Below are 20,000 nucleotides of genomic sequence, written 5' to 3'. Positions count from 1 at the left end.
TTTTTTATCTCGTCTGCTTTACCAATCAAATCTCTCCAAGATCGAATTTCTCCGGATGCTTTCCCTTGAACTGCTTGAAGTAAAGTTTGATTTCACGCATATCTTTCTCTACATCTCCGCTGGGCATAAGATACTTGCCAGCAGTAATACATTTTTTCTCATAATCGATACCTATCAAGACAATAGGCACCTCCGCTTTCAGCGCGATAAAATAAAATCCTTTTTTCCAGTTAGGATTTGCCGAGCGGGTACCTTCGGGAGTGATGGCCAGATGAAACTTGCGGCTCTCCCTGATGCGCTGGGCAACCTGATCCACCAACGACGTACGCTTGCTCCGGTTGACCGGTATGCCTCCCATCCAGCGGAAGAATATACCCAAAGGAAAGAAGAACCATTCCTTTTTCATCATGAAGCCAGACTCACGTCCGATAGCCGAGATAAAAAGCTTACCGATAAACAAATCCCAGTTCGTGGTATGAGGCGCCGCACAGATGATGCATTTATCAAAATCCGGCACCGACACCTCTGCTTTCCATCCCAGCAGGCGGAAATAAATAAAACGGCAGATAGCTTGTTTCATCCCGCTTATTTAGCCAGTTCTTCCATTTTGGCAGAGATTTTCTCTACACCTGCCTGCAAGTCCGCATTCAGTTTCTTATAGAATCCCTTCACATTACCCGGTTCAGTATAACTTACGCGGCTGATCAGATCGTCTCTGAGCTGTGCGATTTCAATGAACACATGGTAATAAGCCTGTTTCTTTTCCTGAGTAGCATTCACAGCATCCATTGCACACAAACCTGTCAACACAGTTGTAATATAATTGATATTCTTCTTCAAATCTCTTCTATTAGCCATAATTCCATTTTTTTAAGTTATAAAATTAAGTTGTCGGGGGTAAAGATAATATTTTTTCCCGAATAATCCACTTCTCTTTCAAAAAATCGAATTTTTAAATAAAACCACCCCGGCCACACTCCTCATCCCCCAAGGTTTCGCACCCATAATGGAAATTTTATCGGCATACGTTTTTATATTTCCGAAAAAAAAGCGAAATTTGCACCACAGAGTGAATTTTATACACCTTATAAAATATAAAAACAATTATGACAAAAAGTGCATTACAAATTGCGAGAGCTGCTTACCAGCCTAAATTACCAAAAGCATTGAAAGGTGCGGTTGCAGTCAAAGAAGGAGAAGCTACTCAGTCTGTAGCCGATCAGGAAGCGATTCAGAAACTGTTCCCTAACACTTACGGTATGCCACTGATTCAGTTCGTAGAAGGAACTGAAACATCACACGCTCCGATGAACGTAGGTGTAATTTTGTCTGGTGGTCAGGCTCCGGGCGGACACAACGTAATTTCCGGTCTGTTCGACGGTATCAAGAAATTGAACCCTGCCAACAAGTTGTACGGTTTCATCCTGGGTCCTGGCGGCTTGGTTGACCACAAATATAAAGAACTGACTGCCGACATCATCGACGAATACCGTAACACAGGTGGTTTCGATATCATCGGTTCAGGACGTACTAAACTGGAAACAGTTGAACAGTTCGAAAAAGGTTATGAAATCCTGAAAGAACTGGGTATCAAGGCACTGGTAATCATCGGTGGTGACGACTCTAACACTAACGCCTGCGTATTGGCTGAATACTACGCTGCAAAGAACTACGGTATCCAGGTAATCGGTTGCCCGAAGACTATCGACGGTGACTTGAAGAACGAAATGATTGAAACATCATTCGGTTTCGATACTGCCTGCAAGACTTATGCAGAAGTAATCGGTAACATCCAGCGCGACTGTAACTCAGCACGTAAGTACTGGCACTTCATCAAACTGATGGGTCGTTCAGCATCTCACATTGCATTGGAATGTGCATTGCAGGTACAGCCGAACATCTGTATCGTATCAGAAGAAGTGGAAGAAAAGAACATGTCACTGGACGATGTAGTAACTTACATCGCTAAGGTAGTAGCCGACCGTGCTGCTGACGGCAACAACTTCGGTACTGTACTGATTCCGGAAGGTCTGATCGAGTTCATCCCGGCTATGAAGAGCCTGATTGCCGAACTGAATGACTTCCTGGCTCACAACGGTGAAGAATTCAACAGCATCAAGCGTTCTAAACAGCGTGACTACATCATCAGCAAGCTGTCTGAAGCAAACTCTAAGATCTACGCTTCTCTGCCGGAAGGTGTAGCTCGCCAGTTGTCTCTGGACCGCGACCCGCACGGAAACGTTCAGGTATCTCTGATCGAAACAGAAAAGCTGTTGTCTGAAATGGTTGCTACTAAATTGGCTGCATGGAAAGAAGAAGGCAAATACGTAGGTAAGTTCGCTGCTCAGCACCACTTCTTCGGTTACGAAGGACGTTGCGCCGCTCCGTCAAACTTCGATGCTGACTACTGCTATGCACTGGGTTACACTGCATCTATGCTGATGGCTGCCGGCAAGACTGGTTACATGTCATCAGTACGCAACACAACTGCTCCTGCTGAAGAATGGATCGCAGGTGGTGTGCCTATCACAATGATGATGAACATGGAACGTCGTCACGGTGAAATGAAACCGGTTATCCAGAAAGCATTGGTTAAACTGAACGGTGCTCCTTTCAAGGCATTCGCTGCTCAGCGTGACACTTGGGCTAAGGAAACAGCTTATGTTTACCCGGGTCCTATCCAGTACTTCGGTCCGACTGAAGTTTGCGACCAGCCTACTAAGACTCTGCAGCTGGAACAAGCTAAATAATCATCTTTTTCTCTGTAAAGAATAAGGAAACTATAAAAAGGCTGTTTTGAAATAACTGGTTTTATTTTAAGACAGCCTTTTATTTACTCACTCACACTACTGACTTCTAAAGAATAATAGATATGGTAAAAGAACCGCCCATCACGGTGGTAAATAAAACTCCCCGCACCCGGACACGAAAACGAACCGCTTCCAGCTCTGCCCCGGCAGAGAAAAAGTACAGAAAGACAACGGGTGGGCAAAGACGAAGCAAGAAAAGCAACTCCCCCGGCAAGAAGGAACATTCCACACCTGCCTGGCTCTATTACCTGCTGATGGGAGTAACGGCTACCTTGTTCATCGCCGGATTCTATTATTTCTTTATCCGTCCGTATGCCTACCGCTGGAAACCTTGCTACGGGGCAAAAGCCTACGGAGTATGTGTACCGTCGGGATTCAGCGTTCACGGCTTCGATGTATCACACCACCAGGGAAGAATCAACTGGGAGAAACTGCAGAAGACCCAGCAGACACCTTTCCCTATTCAGTTCGTTTTCATGAAGGCATCCGAAGGAGGAGACTTCAGCGATACTGCTTTTATCCGCAACTTCAACCATGCGCGTGAGTACGGCTTTATCCGCGGGGCTTATCACTTTTACAACCCCAAGACAGACGCGGAAAAACAGGCCGATTTCTTTATCCGCTCCGTTCATCTGGAACCGGGCGACCTGCCTCCGGTACTCGACATCGAGAAAAAAGGCAGTGACATGGACCGCCTGCGCAACGACCTGAAAATATGGCTTCGGAAGGTAGAGCAGCATTATCGCGTGAAACCGATACTCTATACTTCCTACAAATTCAAGACCCGCTACCTGAATGATTCCATCTTCAATACCTATCCGTATTGGATTGCCCACTATTACGTGGACTCGGTACGCTATGAAGGAGAATGGAAATTCTGGCAACACACGGATGTGGGTACATTGCCGGGAATCGACGAACGGGTGGACTTGAATGTTTTCAACGGAACTTTCGAGGAACTGAAGGCGATGACCATTCCGGCTCCCGATTCTTCCGCATATACCTCTGACACATTACATCCTTAACCGGTTTTATTTCATGAACATCTTACTCAATCTACTATGGCTCATATTCGGAGGCTTCATCATCTGCCTCGAATATATTATCGGCAGTTTCTTGCTGATAATCACTCTGGTTGGAATCCCTTTCGGCCTGCAGACACTCAAACTGGGCATGCTGGCACTCAGCCCTTTCGGCAGACAAATCGTCAGCAGTCCCTGCACCGGCGGATGCCTGTCTACCCTCATGAATCTTCTTTGGATTCTGTGCGGAGGCATCTGGATTTCCATCACTCACCTGCTACTGGGCGCTGTCTGCTGCATTACCCTCATCGGTATTCCTTTCGGCATGCAGCATTTTAAGATGGCCGGACTGGCACTTACTCCTTTCGGCAAGACGATTGTCTGAACGGCCGGCATATTCCGACCTTTATTTACCCATATAAAAAGAGCTGCTCCTTCGCATTCCGGAACCTTTTCCGGTCCGACGAAAGAACAGCTCTTTTCTATTTTACCGCCTCATCCGTCCTCAAACGGACGATTGAGAACATCTGTTTCTTATTCCACAGTCACCTCATCCACGAAGAACCATGACGGATGTCCCACTCCATAATGCCAGTGCGGACATACCTTCGTACCGGTCACCTCTACCTTGATATAACGGGCTTTCAGCGGAGTGATGGATTCGGCCTTAACCTCGCGGAACAATACCTGGTTCGAACGGTCTTCCGGCATCTTGATTGAATCCCACAACGTATAGTTTTCTCCATCCAGAGAATAGCTGTACGATACTTCCAGCGGGAAGAGAATCCACGCACCAATCTGATGCAGGAAATCGGCAGACACCTTGCGCACGTCCTTCACCTCACCCAGATCGACGACAAAGGCACCGTCCTTGCCTTCCCAGCCTACCCAGCTCTCTACATAGCTTGCACCGCCATACAGTCCGTCGGTCAGGGCCGTACGTCCGGTTTCCGCATACTTGCCGGTCGGTTCTGTCAGATAAGTCACCTTAGCCCCCAGTGCCAGGTTATTCTTATTATTCGTCATATAACGTTCACGGTACAACTTACAGTAGTCGAGTGAGTAATTGGAGCGTTCGTTCAGCACCGGATTACCGAAGAATTCAGCCTGCTTCTCGAAATAATTCAACTTGCTTTCCACCAAGGCAAAATCCTTCTTCTCGTCCGTACGCAGCAGTTCAAGTTCCGAATACAGCAACGGCATGCGTGTCCGTTTCACACGTGTCAGCAGCACCTCATCATCGGCCACCGCTTTTTCAGCCGCATCAAACAGTTTGTTGTACCTGCGCATCAGTTCCGGTCTCAGCATACCCTTCTTGTGAGAAACCGGAGAATCGTAAATCCACAGGCGGTGTCCGCTGCCCAGCAACGCGCCTTCCATCACCTTGATGTACTGATAAAGATACGTACCCGCCTTACCGTAATATCCGTTCAGGAAGTGCTTCATCAGCGCATCCACATCCGCATCCGGATTCCACATCAGTTTAGAGACCAGATAAGCACGCAGTTCCGCGAAATCACCGCAGTAGCTGCCGCCGATCTGTGAGAAATGCATCTTCACATGATGGTCACGGAAAGTCTGGATATTGTCCTGCAGGATATGCAGGTTAGGGAACGGCGACATCATTCCGTCGAAATTGATTCCGTAGTCCCATACAAACAAGTTGTCCGAAATCTTCGACCATCCCTCAAGCGCCTTCATGAAATACTGGCCGCTGGCGTTCTCCTTCAGAGAAACCTCCCGTTCGCAGTCGATATCACACAACATGATTACCACGTTCGGCAACGGCTTCACGTGCTTCGGCGGATTCATCGTATACAGATAAGCCAGGGTCGCAAATTCCTTGTCCGGGAAACGGGCCGCCAGTTTATTGACAAAATGAATCACACTGCCCGAAAGAGCACCTTCCTCATCGTCAATCTTCTTACACTCCGGACACGTACAGTTAGTGTAGTTACCGTCGTTCTGGCTCACACAAATCAGTTTCTGCTCTGGATTAGCCTTGAAGATGGAGTCGATGCGCTGTGCCACAATCTCAAACACCTCCGGATTGCTCAGACACCACTGGCTGGCCTTGCCCGGATGGCGTTTTCCGTTGAAGAATGAATAATATTCCGGATGCTTCTCCCCGTATACGGCCGAAGGAAGCAGTTTGTCGAACGTATGTACCCAGTAGCCGGCCGCAAAAGCCTCATTCGGTTTTTCCAGGCGGTTCCACCACTTATAGATTGTATCCGAACGCATGGCATAGCACTGCGTCTGACGATAACGGAAAGCCGGATTGTCAATCTTCTCAATCAGCGGAAGCGAAATGTTGTCCGTCTGCTTCAGCGAATATTCATTTTCTCCCCAGTAATCTACTCCCAGATAATCCTCCAGCAAAGATACCGCACCGTATACCACTCCATTGGCATTTCCTGAAATCTTCAGGATGCCCCCGGCGGTCGACAGACTGTATCCGTCTTCAGTCACTCCGGCAGGAGCCTGTCCTCCGATCAGGATATCCCTTTGCGGGCTTCCTTGCCGGAAACTACCGGCAACTGAGAATCGGAGATCCGCTGAATAAACAACTGCAGGATATTGGCAGCCGTACGGTTTACCCGCGTATCGTCTTCGAGTACAATGGCTGCCTTCGATTTTCCGTTTTTCACTAGTTGCACCTGTGCGCTTACATTCAGACAAGCTGAAGCCCCCAACACACACAGGGCCGTTTTAGAAAGATGTCTAAGTTTCATCATAATATTACATTTATACCTATTAGTTAATAGTTCTGTCAAAGGAGTTACATAAAAGTAAGACAAAGGTAGGAAATTATCTTAAAAACCAAACAAACAATCCTTCTTAAAAGCCCCCTCTGTCCTTTCTTTTTTATTTTCTCTTCACACCGTTATCACAAATAAATCACTACTTTTGCAGTCGGTGCATGCGGTATCAACCAAAGAGAAAGATACCGGCCGCATCCGTTTTACATCAAAATAGATTAAACTGTTCCATGAACCGAAGAAATCTTTTTCATATCTTATTCATGGCAGCCGCCATGAGTCTTCAGGCACAGAGCCTGGAGAACAATGTCCAGCAGCGACTCAGCGACTTCTTCTCCAATTATCAGACCTCCTATGCCCATATCGGCACCTGCCGTCTGGACAACGTGGAGATCAATCACGAGGAAAAAGCCGTCAGCATTTATGCCAACCCCACTTTCGGATACCAGCCGTTTACGGAAGAGAATGTCCAGGCCATCTACCGCTCCATCAAGCAGGTCCTCCCGGGACCGGTCAACTACTACAGACTGACGGTATATGCCGACGGGCAGCCCATTGAGAACCTGATTCCGAACGCCTTCCGCAGCAAGACCAAGAAAGACAAGAGCCGCTTGTACACACAGGCCGACCGGCCGGTGGCTCCCTGGGTCGAGAACATCTCCCGCCCCTACACCATCAGCCGCGGTCTTCAGAACCGTCACCTTGCCGTCTGGCAAAGCCACGGACGCTTCTACAAGCAGAGCAAGGGAGAATGGGTATGGCAGCGTCCCCGTCTTTTCGCTACGACCGAAGACCTCTTCACCCAGTCGATTGTCGTCCCTTACCTGATACCGATGCTCGAAAATGCCGGAGCCGTCGTCTTCACCCCGCGTGAGCGCGACTGGCAGCGCAACGAGGTAATCGTGGACAACAATACCAGCACCCGCGGAAGCAGCTACCTGGAAATCAACTACAAACGGAAATACCGCTGGCAGGAAAGCCAGCTCCCGGGATTCGCCCAGAAATACCAGACCTATCCCGAGAACCACAATCCTTTTACCGACGGAACCGCCCGCTTCATCCGCACGCAGCCGAAACCGGAGAAAGCCTTTGCCGAATGGATTCCCAACATTCCGGAGACCGGACGCTATGCCGTATACGTCAGCTACCAGACCCTTCCGGAGAGCGTATCCGATGCCAAATACCTGGTGTTCCATAAAGGAGGTGTCACGGAATTCAAGGTCAACCAGCAGATCGGGGGCGGCACCTGGGTCTATCTGGGTACTTTCGAGTTCGACCGCGGACACAACGATTACGGTATGGTAGTACTCAGCAACGAGAGCAAGCAAGACGGAGTAGTCTGTGCCGATGCCGTCCGTTTTGGCGGGGGTATGGGAAACATCCTTCGCGGAGGACAGACCAGCGGAATGCCCCGCTACCTGGAAGGTGCCCGCTACTGGGGCCAATGGGCGGGAATGCCTTATTCCGTCTACAGCAAGAGTCAGGGAGAGAACGACTACAACGACGACATCAACGCCCGTTCACTCATGGTCAATTACCTGAACGGAGGTTCCGTGTATAACCCCGGAGAAAAAGGACTGGGAGTACCCCTCGAACTGACCCTGGGAATGCACAGCGATGCCGGCTTCAAGAAAGACGACGCACTGGTTGGCTCCCTGGGCATCTATACCACCGGATTCAACGACGGAAAACTGAACAGCGGCATTTCCCGTTATGCTTCGCGCGACCTGAACGACCTGGTGCTGACCGGTCTTCAGCGCGACATTTCTTCCCGGATGGGAGTCGAATGGGCCCGCCGCGGCATGTGGAACCGCAACTACAGCGAAACCCGCCTGCCTTCCGTCCCGTCGATGATCCTGGAAACCCTCTCGCATCAGAACTTCTCGGACATGCAACTCGGCCACGACCCAGCGTTCAAGTTCGTCGTAGCCCGCTCCGTATACAAATCCCTGCTGCGGTTCACCGCCGAGATGCACCGTAAGGAATACACCGTCCAGCCGCTGCCGGTCGACCATTTCGCCATCCGCGAAGGAGAAAAGAAAAACACCTTCCGGCTGACATGGAATCCGGTATCCGACCCGCTGGAACCCACGGCAGAGCCACAGGGATACGTTGTCTACACCCGAATCGGCTACGGCGGATTCGACAACGGCACCTATACCCGGAATCCCGAACTCACGGTCAAGGCCGAACCGGGACTGGTCTACAGTTTCAAGGTAACGGCAGTGAACCGCGGCGGCGAGAGCTTCCCGTCGGAAATCCTGTCGGCCTACCGCGCCAAGAAGAGCCGGGGCACCATCCTCATCGTCAACGGTTTCCACCGTGTCAGCGGACCCGCCTCCTTCTCTACGGCCACCCAACAGGGATTCGACCTGCAGACCGACCCCGGAGTACCCTATCTCCGTACCCCGGAATACTGCGGATACCAGCAGGACTTCGACCGCTCCAAGGCAGGCATCGAGACCAAAGGAGGCTTGGGATACAGCGGCAGTGAACTCGAGGGTACCCTCATGGCGGGCAACACCTTCGACTACCCGTTCGTCCACGGCAAGGCCATCCAGCATGCCGGAGGCTATTCCTTTGTCTCCTGCAGCAGTGAGACCCTCGAAAGCGGTTCCGTCTCACCCGAGGAATATCCCATTGTCGACTTCATCTACGGAGCCGAGAAAGCCCCTCTCAGCAGCCGGGTACAGGAAGTCCTCACCCAGTATTGCCGTCAGGGCGGAAACCTGCTGCTCAGCGGGGCCTACCTGGGTAACCTCGGAAGTCCGTCTTTCATGTCGCAGACCCTGAAGTACACCTACGGAGGCAGCCTGAAACACTTGTTTTCCGGCGAGGTCAGCGGAGCCGGCATCCGCTTCCGCGTGCCCCGTACGCCCAACGAACAGGTATATGCCATACCGGCCCCCGACTGCATCCTGCCCTCCGAAGGTGCTTATGCCTCCTTTGTCTCTACCGAAGGCGGATACGGAGCCGGCACCGCTTATCAGGGCAAGGATTACCGCACCTTCGTCCTGGGAGTGCCCCTGGAAGCCATCACCGAGGCAGACTACCGCACCCATCTCCTGCGGGCAGCCCTGCAGTTTTTCGGATATCCGGAGAAATAACAACCCCGGATATCCGGGAAGAATCGCCCCGAAAAGTGTCAGTTCTCACTTTTCGGGGCTACTTTATGACCGGTCCGGAATTTTTACCCGAAAAGTTGTCCGATTTCCGTGGCTATATCAGAAAAAAACTTAACTTTGTTCCTATAAACTCTAAAAACAAAAAGCTATGTACACTATACAGACTAACGCCTCAGGCACACGCAGCATGGAAATTTCGGATGCACATTTGCAGACCATCGAAAAATATTCACTCTTCCAGCATCTTATCGACAGCAACGGTATCATTGACGAAAGCGTGCTCGACAAACTGAAACTGAACGTACGCTCCCTGCTCTCTTCACTCGAAGGCGATACCAAGGACCTGCTCGACCTCTGCCTGGACGTCATCTACCACAATAACATGAAGGCTTTCGGCCTGCATCAGCTCGTGCTGCTCTACATCGACTGGGAAAAGAACAGACAGGAAGAGAACGACGACCAGGACCAGACAGCCACTACCGAAGGATAAGCAGACAAATCCCTCGGCAAGAGATAGTAAATCATCCAGTGTAAACACATACAGATACGGATATCAATTCCCGAATCATATTCAGATTATAGATTAGAATAAGCAAAAACCATTTATTTTGAAAGAGTATAAACTGACCGACTGGTTACCCACCACCAAAAAAGAAGTGGAACTCAGAGGCTGGGAAGAATTGGATGTCATTCTTTTCAGTGGCGATGCATACGTTGACCACCCTTCCTTCGGAGCTGCCGTTATCGGCCGCATGCTCGAAGCACAGGGACTGAAAGTAGCCATTATCCCCCAGCCCAACTGGCGAGACGATTTGCGTGATTTCAAGAAACTCGGCCGTCCCCGTCTGTTCTTCGGCGTCTCTGCCGGATGCATGGACAGCATGGTCAACAAATATACGGCCAACAAGCGGCTCCGGAGCGAAGATGCCTATACGCCCGACGGACGGCACGACATGCGCCCCGAATATCCCACCATCGTTTATACTCAGATTCTCAAAAGCCTGTACCCCGACGTACCCGTGGTCATCGGGGGAATCGAGGCTTCCTTGCGGCGTCTCACCCATTACGACTATTGGGAAGACAAGGTACGTCCTTCCATTCTGGCCGAATCGGGTGCCGACCTGCTGATTTACGGCATGGGCGAAAAGCCCCTGACCGACCTCTGCCGACGGATGAAAGCCGACGGAAAAATCCCTTCCGACCTGCTGCAGACAGCCTATCTGGTACCCCGCAGTGAATTCAAGGAGGCCGAAAACGACCTTCGTCTGTTCTCTCACGAGGAATGCCTGGCCGACAAGAAGAAGCAGGCGCAGAATTTCCGGCACATCGAAGAAGAATCGAACAAGTACGAAGCTTCCCGCATCTGGCAGGAAACCGGAAAGCAGGTAGTCGTAGTCAATCCGCCTTACCCGCCCATGACCCAGGGCGAGCTGGACATGTCCTTCGACCTGCCCTACACCCGTCTGCCTCATCCCAAATACAAAGGCAAACGCATTCCGGCTTTTGATATGATCAAATTCTCGGTCAACCTCCACCGCGGCTGTTTCGGGGGCTGTGCCTTCTGCACCATCTCCGCCCACCAGGGAAAATTCATCGTAAGCCGCAGCAAGGAAAGCATCCTGAAAGAGGTAAAAGCCATCTGCGAGATGCCCGATTTCAAAGGTTACCTGAGCGACCTGGGAGGTCCTTCAGCCAACATGTATGCCATGCACGGCCGCGACGAGCAGCTCTGCCGCCGTTGCAAGCGCCCTTCGTGCATCCACCCCAAGGTCTGCCCCAACCTGAATACCGACCATCGTCCGCTGCTCGACATCTACCACGCCGTCGATGCACTTCCGAAAATCAAGAAGAGCTTCATCGGAAGCGGGGTGCGCTACGACCTCCTGCTCCACGAGAGCAAAGACCCTGAAGTCAACCGCAGTACGGCCGAATACACCCGTGAACTGATTACGAAGCACGTCAGCGGTCGACTGAAAGTGGCCCCCGAGCACACCAGCGACCGGGTACTGTATCTGATGCGCAAGCCGCCGTTCGAGCAGTTCTACCGCTTCAAGGCGATTTTCGACCGCATCAACCAGGAGCAGAACCTCCGCCAGCAGATTATCCCGTACTTCATCAGCAGCCATCCGGGCTGTTCCGAAGAAGATATGGCAGAACTGGCAGTCATCACCAAGAAGCTCGACTTCCACCTGGAGCAGGTACAGGACTTCACTCCGACTCCCATGACCGTGGCCACCGAAGCCTGGTATACCGGTTTCCATCCCTACACCCTGGAACCCGTATTCTCGGCCAAGACTCCCAAGGAGAAACTGGCACAGCGCATGTTCTTCTTCTGGTACAAACCCGAAGAACGCCGCAACATCATCAATGAGCTGAGACGCCTCAAACGCAACGACCTCATCGACCAGTTGTACGGCAGCACCGCAGGATACGGAAACAGCGGAAACGGATACGGCGGATACGGATATGGCAGCAACAAGGGCCGCACCGACGGAAACCGTACCGAAGGGAACCGCCCGGCCGACCACCGTAGCAACGGCAATGCCGGATACAGAAGCCGGAACAACGGATACGCGGGCAATGGATACGGAGACAGCGGATACGGCACCGGCAGACCGGGGAAAAAAGAAAACCGGGCCCCTGGCAGTACACCGAAAGGCCGCAACAAAACCCGTCACTAAAACAAAAAACAAGTTTCATTTGTTTAATGAATAAAGAGAAATTAAATCATAACCCTTTATTTTAGACAAATGAACATAGCAACACTGATATCGGGAGGAGTGGACAGTGCCGTAGCCGTACACCTGCTGCGCGAACAGGGCCATCGTCCCGATTTGTTTTATATCCGCATCGGCATGGACACCGACGACGGACTGAGCTGCACCGCCGAAGAAGACATCGAACTGGCCACTGCCACCGCCCGGAAATACGGACTGAAACTGGAGATCATCGACCTCCACCAGGAATACTGGGAGCGCGTGGTCAGCTATACCCTCGATAAGGTACGCCGCGGCCTCACCCCCAACCCCGACGTGATGTGCAACAAACTCATCAAGTTCGGCTGCTTCGATGAAAAAGCCGGTCACGCCTACGACAAGATTGCCACCGGCCACTATGCCTCAACCACCGAGATCGACGGCCGCACCTGGCTCTCTACCGCCAAAGACCCCGTCAAGGACCAGACCGACTTCCTCGCCCAGATCAACTACCTGCAGGTTTCCCGCCTGCTCTTTCCCCTGGGCAACTACCTCAAGGAAGAAGTCCGTCAGATAGCCCTCGACGCCCGCCTGCCCAGTGCCCGCCGCAAAGACAGCCAGGGCATCTGTTTCCTCGGAAAAATCAACTACAACGATTTCATCCGCCGCTTCCTCGGAGAACGTCCCGGAGCCATCATCGAACTGGAGACCGGGCGGAAACTCGGCACCCACCGCGGCTTCTGGTTTCACACCATCGGCCAGCGCAAAGGACTGGGCCTCAGCGGCGGTCCCTGGTTTGTAGTCGACAAAAACATTGAAGAAAACATCATCTACGTCTCCCACGGATACGATACCGAAAAACAATACGGCCACCAGTTCCGCCTGGAAGACTTCCATTTCATTACCGACAACCCCTGGCAGCCGGTCGGCCACACACCGTCCGACGGTCAGGCAGACCACCTTTCCCACGAAGTCCGGTTCAAGATCCGCCACACCGACACCTTCCAGCGCGGCTTCATCACCCCCGACCCTCAAGGAAAAGGCTACCTCATCCGCAGCGACGAACGCATCCAGGGCATCGCCCCCGGACAGTTCGGTGTCATCTACGACGCCGACGCCCGTCTCTGCATCGGCAGCGGCGAGATCCGCCTCCGCTGATTCCCCTTTACACATCCCTCAGAAACAGAAACAGCCGGCCTGCATTGCAGACCGGCTGTTTTTTTGTCCCTTGCTGTCTATCGCTCATCTATCTTTATAATATTGTTGCCGTGTCAGCCCGACCCTTCAGGCCCACTCACTTCAACTGCTGGAACTGCTCAATCAACTGAGTCAGGTTCGCCGTAAACAGACGCGCCGAAATCGCCAGCAAAATAATTCCAAAAAATTTCCGGATGATATAAATACCTCCCTGTCCCAGCAACCGTTCCACCCGGTCGGTCAGTTTCAGTACAATGTACACCCACACCATATTCAGCGCAAGCGCCAGGATAATATTCACGGAAGCATACTCCGCACGCAGCGAAAGCAAAGTCGTAAAGGCCCCCGCCCCCGCCAGCAGCGGAAACACCAGCGGCACCAGCGTCGCCTCCTTGATAGGCCCCGTATTCTTGAAAATCTCAATATCCAGAATCATTTCCAGCGACATCAGAAAAATCACAAACGCACCCGCCACTGCAAACGAAGCGATATCCACCTGAAACAGTTTCAGCATCATATCTCCGGCGAAGAAAAACCCCACCAGCAGCGAAGAAGCAATCAGCGTCGCTTTCACCGCATTCACCGCACGTCCCTTCTGCTTCAGGTCCAGAATAATCGGAACCGCCCCGATAATGTCAATCACCGCAAACAGTACGATGAACGCACTCACCAGTTCCTGAAAATTAAAATTTCCCATACAATCAATCGTTTTTATTAGTCTAGTACCACAAAGTTAGCAATAAAAACAATTCACTCCAAGCATTATCAGACGGTAAGAAACGATAAAAAAGCTAAAAGCCCTCCGCCGTGTCGAAATAATCGCTACTTTTGTATGTTAAAATATAACTTAATAAAGTTAACGCGCATGCAAGAAACGATGTACGAGAAGCTCCTGCTACTTCCTCTTTTTCAAGGGTTATGCATGGAAGACCTTACAGCGATAATCGAGAAGGTTAAATTGCATTTTACCAAGTACAAGCCCGGAGAATACCTGGTCCGTCAGAACGAGACTTCCGGCAGCCTCATTTTCATCATACAGGGAAAAATCTGCTCCGAAGCCGTTGACAGCCACAACCGTTACACCTTGTACGAGACCCTCGACGCCCCTACCGTACTCGAGGCCTACTCCCTGCTGGGCATGCATCCCCAGTATACAGCCTCTTACGCTGCCCTCACCGAAGTCAGCAGCGTAACCGTCGATAAGGCTGCCGTACTTTCCGAACTCAACCAATACGAAATCTTCCGTCTGAACTATCTCAATCTCCTGAGCAACCGTGCCCAGACCCTGCACCACAAGCTCTGGAACACCTACAGCGGTACCACCTGGCAAAAGATAGTCCACTTTCTGCAGCTACGCTGTACCCGTCCGGTAGGCGAGAAAAAACTGTTCATCCGCATGGAAGACCTCGCCACGTTCATCGACGATACCCGCATCAACGTATCGAAGACCCTGAACGAAATGCAGAACCGGGGCCTGCTCACCCTGAGCCGCAAAGCCATTCAGATACCCCATCTCGAAAAGCTAAGCGCCCAGTGCCCCCGCTAACACTCAGTAAGAACAAAAGAAAAAAACAGAAACCATATGAATACATCAGTAAACAATCCATTTTTACAACCATACGCTACCCCGCATGAGACCGTACCTTTTCATCTCATCCGGCTGGAGCATTACGAACCTGCCATCCGCGAAGGGATGCGTCAGGAAGACGAAGAAATCGCGGCCATCGTAACCAACACCGAAGCGCCCACCTTTGCCAACACCATTCTGCCGCTGGCCGAATCCGGCAAACTGCTGGAGCGTGTCACCACTGTCCTCTTCAACCTGATGAGCGCCGAGACCTGTGACGAACTGGAAGCCATTGCCGAAAAGATGATGCCCGAACTCTCGGAACACAGCAACAACATCAGCCTGAGCCCCGAGCTCTTCGCCCGCGTCAAGGCAGTGTACGAACAGCGCGAGACACTCACCCTCACCCCCGAGGAACGACAGTTGCTCGAGAAAACCTACGACGGTTTCCGCCGCAACGGAGCCAACCTGTCGGATGCCGACAAGGAAACCTACCGTCGCCTCAGCATGGAACTCAGTACCCTCACCCTCCGCTTCTCGCAGAACCACCTGAAAGAGACCAACCGCTACGAACTGGTCCTCACCCAGGCCGAACAGCTCCAGGGACTCCCCCCGAGCGCCGTAGAAGCCGCGGCCCATACCGCCGCCGAGAAAGGCAAGGAAGGCTGGGTCATCACCCTTCAGGCCCCGAGCTACGTACCCTTCATGAAATACAGCGACTGCCGCGACCTGCGCCGCGAACTCTACATGGCCTACAACACCCAGTGCACGCACGATAACGAACAGAACAACTTCGACATCGTCCGCCAGCTAGTCAACCACCGCATGGAACTGGCCCGTCTGCTCGGTTACACCGACTATGCCGACTACGTGCTCCGCAAGCGCATGGCCGAAGACAGCGCCCACGTATACCGCCTGCTCGACGACCTGCTCGAAGCCTACACTCCGGCCGCACACCGCGAAGTAGCCGAAGTAGAAGCCCTGGCACGCCGCCTCGAAGGCGACGACTTCCAGCTCATGCCCTGGGACTTCTCCTACTACTCCGAGAAACTGAAAAACGAAAAATACCAGTTCGATGAAGAAGCCCTGCGCCCCTACTTCGAACTCAGCCGCGTCAAGGAAGGCGTCTTCGGCCTCGCCACCCGCCTCTACGGCATCACCTTCCGCCGCAACCCCGACATCCCGGTCTACCACCCCGATGTCGACGCCTACGAAGTATTCGATACCGACGGCAGCTACCTTGCCGTCCTCTATACCGACTTCCACCCCCGCGCCGGAAAGCGCTCGGGAGCCTGGATGACCAGCTACAAGGAACAGTGGACCGAAGCCGACGGCACCGACAGCCGTCCGCACGTCTCCGTGACCATGAACTTCACCAAGCCGACGGCCGACAAGCCCGCCTTGCTGACCTTCTCCGAAGTCACCACCTTCCTCCACGAGTTCGGCCATGCCCTCCACGGCATGTTCGCCCGCACCCGTTTCCAGAGCATGAGCGGTACCAACGTCTACTGGGACTTCGTGGAACTGCCCTCGCAGTTCATGGAGAACTTCGCCATTGAGAAAGACTTTCTCCACACCTTCGCCCGTCACTACCAGACCGATGCCCCCATTCCCGACGAATGGATACAGCGCATCGTCGACGCCTCCAACTTCAACGTCGCCTACTCCTGCCTCCGTCAGGTCAGCTTCGGCCTCCTCGACATGGCCTGGTACACCCGGCGCGAACCCTTCAGCGGCGACGTAGCCGCCTACGAGCGTCAGGCCTGGCAGCGCGCCCAGCTCCTTCCGCCGGTCGACGGCACCTGCATGTCCGTCCAGTTCGGACACATCATGTCGGGCGGCTACTCCGCCGGCTACTACAGCTACAAGTGGGCCGAAGTCCTCGATGCCGATGCCTTCTCCGTATTCAAGCAACACGGCATCTTCGACCGCGCCACAGCCGACTCCTTCCGCCAGCACATCCTGTCGAAAGGCGGCACCGAGCACCCGATGACCCTCTACAAGCGCTTCCGCGGCCAGGAGCCCACCATCGACGCCCTGCTCAAACGAAATGGAATCAAGTAAAAAACAAATAACCACACCATGAAGAAAAAAATCAGACTGCTGCATGTCCTCTCCCTCCTTCTGCTCCTGCCCCTTACCCTGGGCAGCTGCAAGCAGGAAGACGACATCAACGAAATCTTCGCTTCCGGCCAGATCTGGCACTGGAGCGGATCATACACCACCGACAACTGGGAACACGACAACGCCTACACCGATGCCCTCACCCGTGAGCAGAAGGCAAAGATCAACAACTCCCCCAACGCCTACCTCATCCAGTTCAAGGACGACGGCAGCCTCGAGGGAAAAGGCGAGAAAATCCAGTTCACCGGTACCTGGAGCGCCGACGGCAAGAGCAAAAGCTTCTCCGTCCGTCTGAACCCTTCGGGCCAGTACGGCGAGCTCGACCGCCTGTTCATACAAGACATCCAGAGCGCCAAGTTCTACCGTGGCGACTCACATGTCATCAAACTTTTCAGCCTCGAGAAGAACTACTTCATCCAGTTCTACCCGCAGGGATTCAACAACTAACCTCAACCACACCGATTATGGAACAAGAACAAGAAAAAAACAACGAAAAACAGCATAAGCTCGACCTCCGCTACATGCGCATGGCCACCATCTGGGCAGAAAACTCCTATTGCCAGCGCCGCAAGGTAGGTGCCCTCATCGTCAAGAACAAGATGATCATCTCCGACGGCTACAACGGCACCCCCTCCGGCTTCGAGAACGTATGCGAGGACAACCACAACCTGACCATCCCCTACGTGCTCCACGCCGAAGCCAACGCCATCACCAAGATAGCCCGGTCGAGCAACAGCAGCGAAGGCGCCACCCTCTACGTCACCGCCTCCCCCTGCATCGAATGTGCCAAGCTCATCATCCAGGCAGGCATCAAGCGCGTAGTCTATGCCGAGAAATACCGCCTCGAAGACGGTCTCGAACTGCTCCGCCGCGCCAATATCGAACTTGTATACATCAACCCTAACGAATAAAAGAGAAACACTATGGCAAACGATCAGAAACATCGTCTGGTTCCCTTCCTGCTGGCAGTCAGCCTTGTGGCAGGCGTCCTGATAGGAACCTTCTATGCCCAGCACTTCGCAGGCAACAAACTGGGCATCATCAATACCTCATCCAACAAGCTCAATGCCTTGCTGCATATCATCAACGAACAATACGTCGACACCGTCCGCATCGCCGACCTGGTAGAAGAAGCCATGCCGCAGATCCTCTCGGAGCTCGACCCCCACTCCTCGTACATCCCCGCCAAAGACCTTGAGGCCGTCAACGCCGACCTCAAAGGCAGCTTCAGCGGCATCGGTGTACAGTTCACCATCCAGGACGACACCATCCACATCAACAGTGTCATCCAGGGCGGTCCCTCTGAAAAAGTCGGACTCCTTGCCGGCGACCGCATCATTTCGGTCGACGACTCCGCCTTCGTGGGCAAGATCGTCACCAACTCCGAAGCCATGCGCCGTCTGAAAGGCGAGAAAGGCAGTAAGGTCAAGCTCGGCATCTACCGTCCCGGCGAATCCGACATCCTCTACTTCACCGTAGTCCGCGGCGACATCCCCGTCAAGAGCATCGACGCCGCCTACATGATTACCGACCAGTTCGGCTACGTCAAAGTCAACAAGTTCGGCGAAACCACATACCCCGAACTCCTCATTGCCCTTGCCAAACTGCGCCAGGCCGACATGAAAGGACTCATCATCGACCTCCGCGGCAACACCGGCGGATACATGGCAGCCGCCATCCAGATGGTCAACGAATTCCTGCCCGCCAACCGCCTCATCGTCTACACCGAAGGCCGCAAGTCGCCGCGTGAGAACTACACCTCCAACGGCACCGGCAGCAGCCAGGACATCCCCCTCATCGTGCTCACCGACGAAGGCTCCGCCTCAGCCAGTGAAATCTTTGCAGGCGCCATCCAGGACAACGACCGCGGTACCATCATCGGCCGCCGCTCCTTCGGAAAAGGCCTCGTACAACAGCCCATCGAGTTCACCGACGGATCCGCCATCCGCCTCACCATCGCCCGCTACTACACCCCATCGGGCCGCTGCATCCAGAAGCCCTACCAGAAAGGCAACGGCGGTGAATACGAACTCGACATCCTGAACCGCTACGAACACGGCGAATTCTTCTCGGCCGACAGCATCAAGCAGAACAAGGACGAAATCTACCACACCAGTCTGGGACGTACCGTATACGGCGGTGGCGGCATCATGCCCGACATCTTCGTCCCCCAGGACACTGCCGGCATGACCTCCTACTACCGGATGGCAGCCAGCCGCGGCCTCATCATCCGCTACACCCTCGACTACACCGACAAAAACCGCCAGCAGCTCAAGGAATACAACACTCCCGAGAAACTCGCCGAGTACCTGTCCCGCCAGAACCTGCTGCAGCAGTTTGCCACCTACGCCGAGCAGAAAGGCCTGAAGCGCCGCAACATCCTCATGTACAAGTCGCGCAAGCTCTTCGAGGAAAGCCTCTACGGCAACATCATCTATAACATGCTGGGAATCGAAGCCTTCATCTCCTACCTCAACCACACCGACACCACGGTACAGAAAGCCCTTGAGGTACTCGAAAAAGGCGAATCCTTCCCCAAGGCCCCCGAAGCCACAGCCCCCTCGGAAGCAACCACAGCCCCTCAGGGCACCCAGTCAGCCAAAGCCTGATACCGCTTCCGCAGGGACAACCCCATAAAAAAGCAATCCCCTTGCCGCCACCCCCTCTTTCGAGAAGGGCAGCGGACAAGGGGATTTT

15 protein-coding genes and 1 pseudogene are annotated in these 20,000 nt (G+C 53.0%); 12 read left to right on the top strand and 4 right to left on the bottom strand.

Translation table 11 applies throughout. The features are described from left to right. Window positions 1-25 precede the first annotated feature (25 nt). Window positions 26-580, bottom strand: a complete 555-nt coding sequence (locus H3001_RS04990) for a 1-acyl-sn-glycerol-3-phosphate acyltransferase (protein ID WP_178244531.1) — start codon at window positions 578-580, stop codon at window positions 26-28. 5 nt (window positions 581-585) lie between these two features. Then, on the bottom strand, window positions 586-858 hold the full coding sequence (locus H3001_RS04985; RefSeq protein WP_181214242.1) for a hypothetical protein: 273 nt from the start codon (window positions 856-858) through the stop codon (window positions 586-588). A 248-nt stretch (window positions 859-1,106) separates the two neighbouring features. Here H3001_RS04985 and H3001_RS04980 point away from each other — a divergent pair, with 248 nt between their 5' ends. From H3001_RS04980 to H3001_RS04970, 3 genes are all read left to right on the top strand, one after another. Further along, window positions 1,107-2,750 (top strand): diphosphate--fructose-6-phosphate 1-phosphotransferase, encoded by a 1,644-nt coding sequence (locus H3001_RS04980; protein ID WP_178244529.1) that lies wholly within the window; start codon window positions 1,107-1,109, stop codon window positions 2,748-2,750. 122 nt (window positions 2,751-2,872) lie between these two features. Further along, entirely contained in the window at window positions 2,873-3,835 is a 963-nt protein-coding gene (locus H3001_RS04975) for a glycoside hydrolase family 25 protein (protein WP_181214241.1), read from the top strand. Between the two features lie 13 nt (window positions 3,836-3,848). After that, window positions 3,849-4,217: a YccF domain-containing protein gene (locus H3001_RS04970; RefSeq protein ID WP_178244527.1), complete on the top strand. Its 369-nt coding sequence runs from the start codon at window positions 3,849-3,851 to the stop codon at window positions 4,215-4,217. A gap of 149 nt (window positions 4,218-4,366) precedes the next feature. On the opposite strand, the pseudogene H3001_RS04965 reads toward H3001_RS04970, so the two are convergent. Continuing rightward, window positions 4,367-6,567, bottom strand: a pseudogene (locus H3001_RS04965) (DUF4838 domain-containing protein). Window positions 6,568-6,824: 257 nt separating this feature from the next. Here H3001_RS04965 and H3001_RS04960 point away from each other — a divergent pair. From H3001_RS04960 to mnmA, 4 genes are all read left to right on the top strand, one after another. Next, entirely contained in the window at window positions 6,825-9,701 is a 2,877-nt protein-coding gene (locus H3001_RS04960; RefSeq protein WP_181214240.1) for a golvesin C-terminal-like domain-containing protein, read from the top strand. A 166-nt stretch (window positions 9,702-9,867) separates the two neighbouring features. After that, window positions 9,868-10,209, top strand: a complete 342-nt coding sequence (locus tag H3001_RS04955) for a hypothetical protein (RefSeq protein ID WP_178244525.1) — start codon at window positions 9,868-9,870, stop codon at window positions 10,207-10,209. A 118-nt stretch (window positions 10,210-10,327) separates the two neighbouring features. Continuing rightward, window positions 10,328-12,400 carry a YgiQ family radical SAM protein gene (locus H3001_RS04950; protein ID WP_246368486.1) on the top strand — a complete coding sequence of 691 codons (2,073 nt, stop codon included), beginning with the start codon at window positions 10,328-10,330 and terminating at the stop codon, window positions 12,398-12,400. Between the two features lie 69 nt (window positions 12,401-12,469). Beyond that, entirely contained in the window at window positions 12,470-13,573 is a 1,104-nt protein-coding gene (gene mnmA, locus H3001_RS04945) for a tRNA 2-thiouridine(34) synthase MnmA (RefSeq protein WP_181214239.1), read from the top strand. A 136-nt stretch (window positions 13,574-13,709) separates the two neighbouring features. Here the strand turns inward: mnmA and H3001_RS04940 are convergent, their stop codons facing one another. Continuing rightward, window positions 13,710-14,309 (bottom strand): MarC family protein, encoded by a 600-nt coding sequence (locus H3001_RS04940; RefSeq protein WP_178244523.1) that lies wholly within the window; start codon window positions 14,307-14,309, stop codon window positions 13,710-13,712. Window positions 14,310-14,477: 168 nt separating this feature from the next. Between H3001_RS04940 and H3001_RS04935 the strand changes: the two genes are divergently transcribed. The 5 genes from H3001_RS04935 to H3001_RS04915 are packed head-to-tail and all read left to right on the top strand — an operon-like array spanning window position 14,478 to window position 19,912. Continuing rightward, the gene (locus H3001_RS04935; RefSeq protein ID WP_178244522.1) at window positions 14,478-15,158 is read left to right on the top strand and encodes a Crp/Fnr family transcriptional regulator; all 681 of its coding nucleotides are present in this window, start codon (window positions 14,478-14,480) and stop codon (window positions 15,156-15,158) included. A gap of 36 nt (window positions 15,159-15,194) precedes the next feature. Further along, a complete protein-coding gene (locus H3001_RS04930; RefSeq protein WP_181214238.1) occupies window positions 15,195-17,243 on the top strand; it encodes a M3 family metallopeptidase in 2,049 nt (682 codons plus the stop codon). Window positions 17,244-17,261: 18 nt separating this feature from the next. Next, on the top strand, window positions 17,262-17,750 hold the full coding sequence (locus H3001_RS04925) for a DUF4847 family protein (RefSeq protein ID WP_181214237.1): 489 nt from the start codon (window positions 17,262-17,264) through the stop codon (window positions 17,748-17,750). A gap of 17 nt (window positions 17,751-17,767) precedes the next feature. Then, window positions 17,768-18,214 (top strand): deoxycytidylate deaminase, encoded by a 447-nt coding sequence (locus H3001_RS04920; protein ID WP_181214236.1) that lies wholly within the window; start codon window positions 17,768-17,770, stop codon window positions 18,212-18,214. Window positions 18,215-18,226: 12 nt separating this feature from the next. Continuing rightward, complete coding sequence (locus tag H3001_RS04915) at window positions 18,227-19,912, top strand: S41 family peptidase (protein ID WP_181214235.1); 1,686 nt, start codon at window positions 18,227-18,229, stop codon at window positions 19,910-19,912. The last annotated feature ends 88 nt before the right edge of the window (window positions 19,913-20,000 follow it).

The organism is Phocaeicola faecicola (genome assembly GCF_013618865.1).
Taxonomy (GTDB): Bacteria; Bacteroidota; Bacteroidia; order Bacteroidales; family Bacteroidaceae; genus Phocaeicola; species Phocaeicola faecicola.
This window is presented reverse-complemented; position numbering and strand designations above follow the sequence as displayed.

What these genes read in the sequence shown, in the direction of transcription:
- H3001_RS04990 (WP_178244531.1), bottom strand. Translation starts at nt 580, where the DNA reads ATGAAACAAGCTATCTGCCGTTTTATTTATTTCCGCCTGCTGGGATGG.
- H3001_RS04985 (WP_181214242.1), bottom strand. Translation starts at nt 858, where the DNA reads ATGGCTAATAGAAGAGATTTGAAGAAGAATATCAATTATATTACAACT.
- H3001_RS04980 (WP_178244529.1), top strand. Translation starts at nt 1,107, where the DNA reads ATGACAAAAAGTGCATTACAAATTGCGAGAGCTGCTTACCAGCCTAAA.
- H3001_RS04975 (WP_181214241.1), top strand. Translation starts at nt 2,873, where the DNA reads ATGGTAAAAGAACCGCCCATCACGGTGGTAAATAAAACTCCCCGCACC.
- H3001_RS04970 (WP_178244527.1), top strand. Translation starts at nt 3,849, where the DNA reads ATGAACATCTTACTCAATCTACTATGGCTCATATTCGGAGGCTTCATC.
- H3001_RS04960 (WP_181214240.1), top strand. Translation starts at nt 6,825, where the DNA reads ATGAACCGAAGAAATCTTTTTCATATCTTATTCATGGCAGCCGCCATG.
- H3001_RS04955 (WP_178244525.1), top strand. Translation starts at nt 9,868, where the DNA reads ATGTACACTATACAGACTAACGCCTCAGGCACACGCAGCATGGAAATT.
- mnmA (WP_181214239.1), top strand. Translation starts at nt 12,470, where the DNA reads ATGAACATAGCAACACTGATATCGGGAGGAGTGGACAGTGCCGTAGCC.
- H3001_RS04940 (WP_178244523.1), bottom strand. Translation starts at nt 14,309, where the DNA reads ATGGGAAATTTTAATTTTCAGGAACTGGTGAGTGCGTTCATCGTACTG.
- H3001_RS04935 (WP_178244522.1), top strand. Translation starts at nt 14,478, where the DNA reads ATGCAAGAAACGATGTACGAGAAGCTCCTGCTACTTCCTCTTTTTCAA.
- H3001_RS04930 (WP_181214238.1), top strand. Translation starts at nt 15,195, where the DNA reads ATGAATACATCAGTAAACAATCCATTTTTACAACCATACGCTACCCCG.
- H3001_RS04925 (WP_181214237.1), top strand. Translation starts at nt 17,262, where the DNA reads ATGAAGAAAAAAATCAGACTGCTGCATGTCCTCTCCCTCCTTCTGCTC.
- H3001_RS04920 (WP_181214236.1), top strand. Translation starts at nt 17,768, where the DNA reads ATGGAACAAGAACAAGAAAAAAACAACGAAAAACAGCATAAGCTCGAC.
- H3001_RS04915 (WP_181214235.1), top strand. Translation starts at nt 18,227, where the DNA reads ATGGCAAACGATCAGAAACATCGTCTGGTTCCCTTCCTGCTGGCAGTC.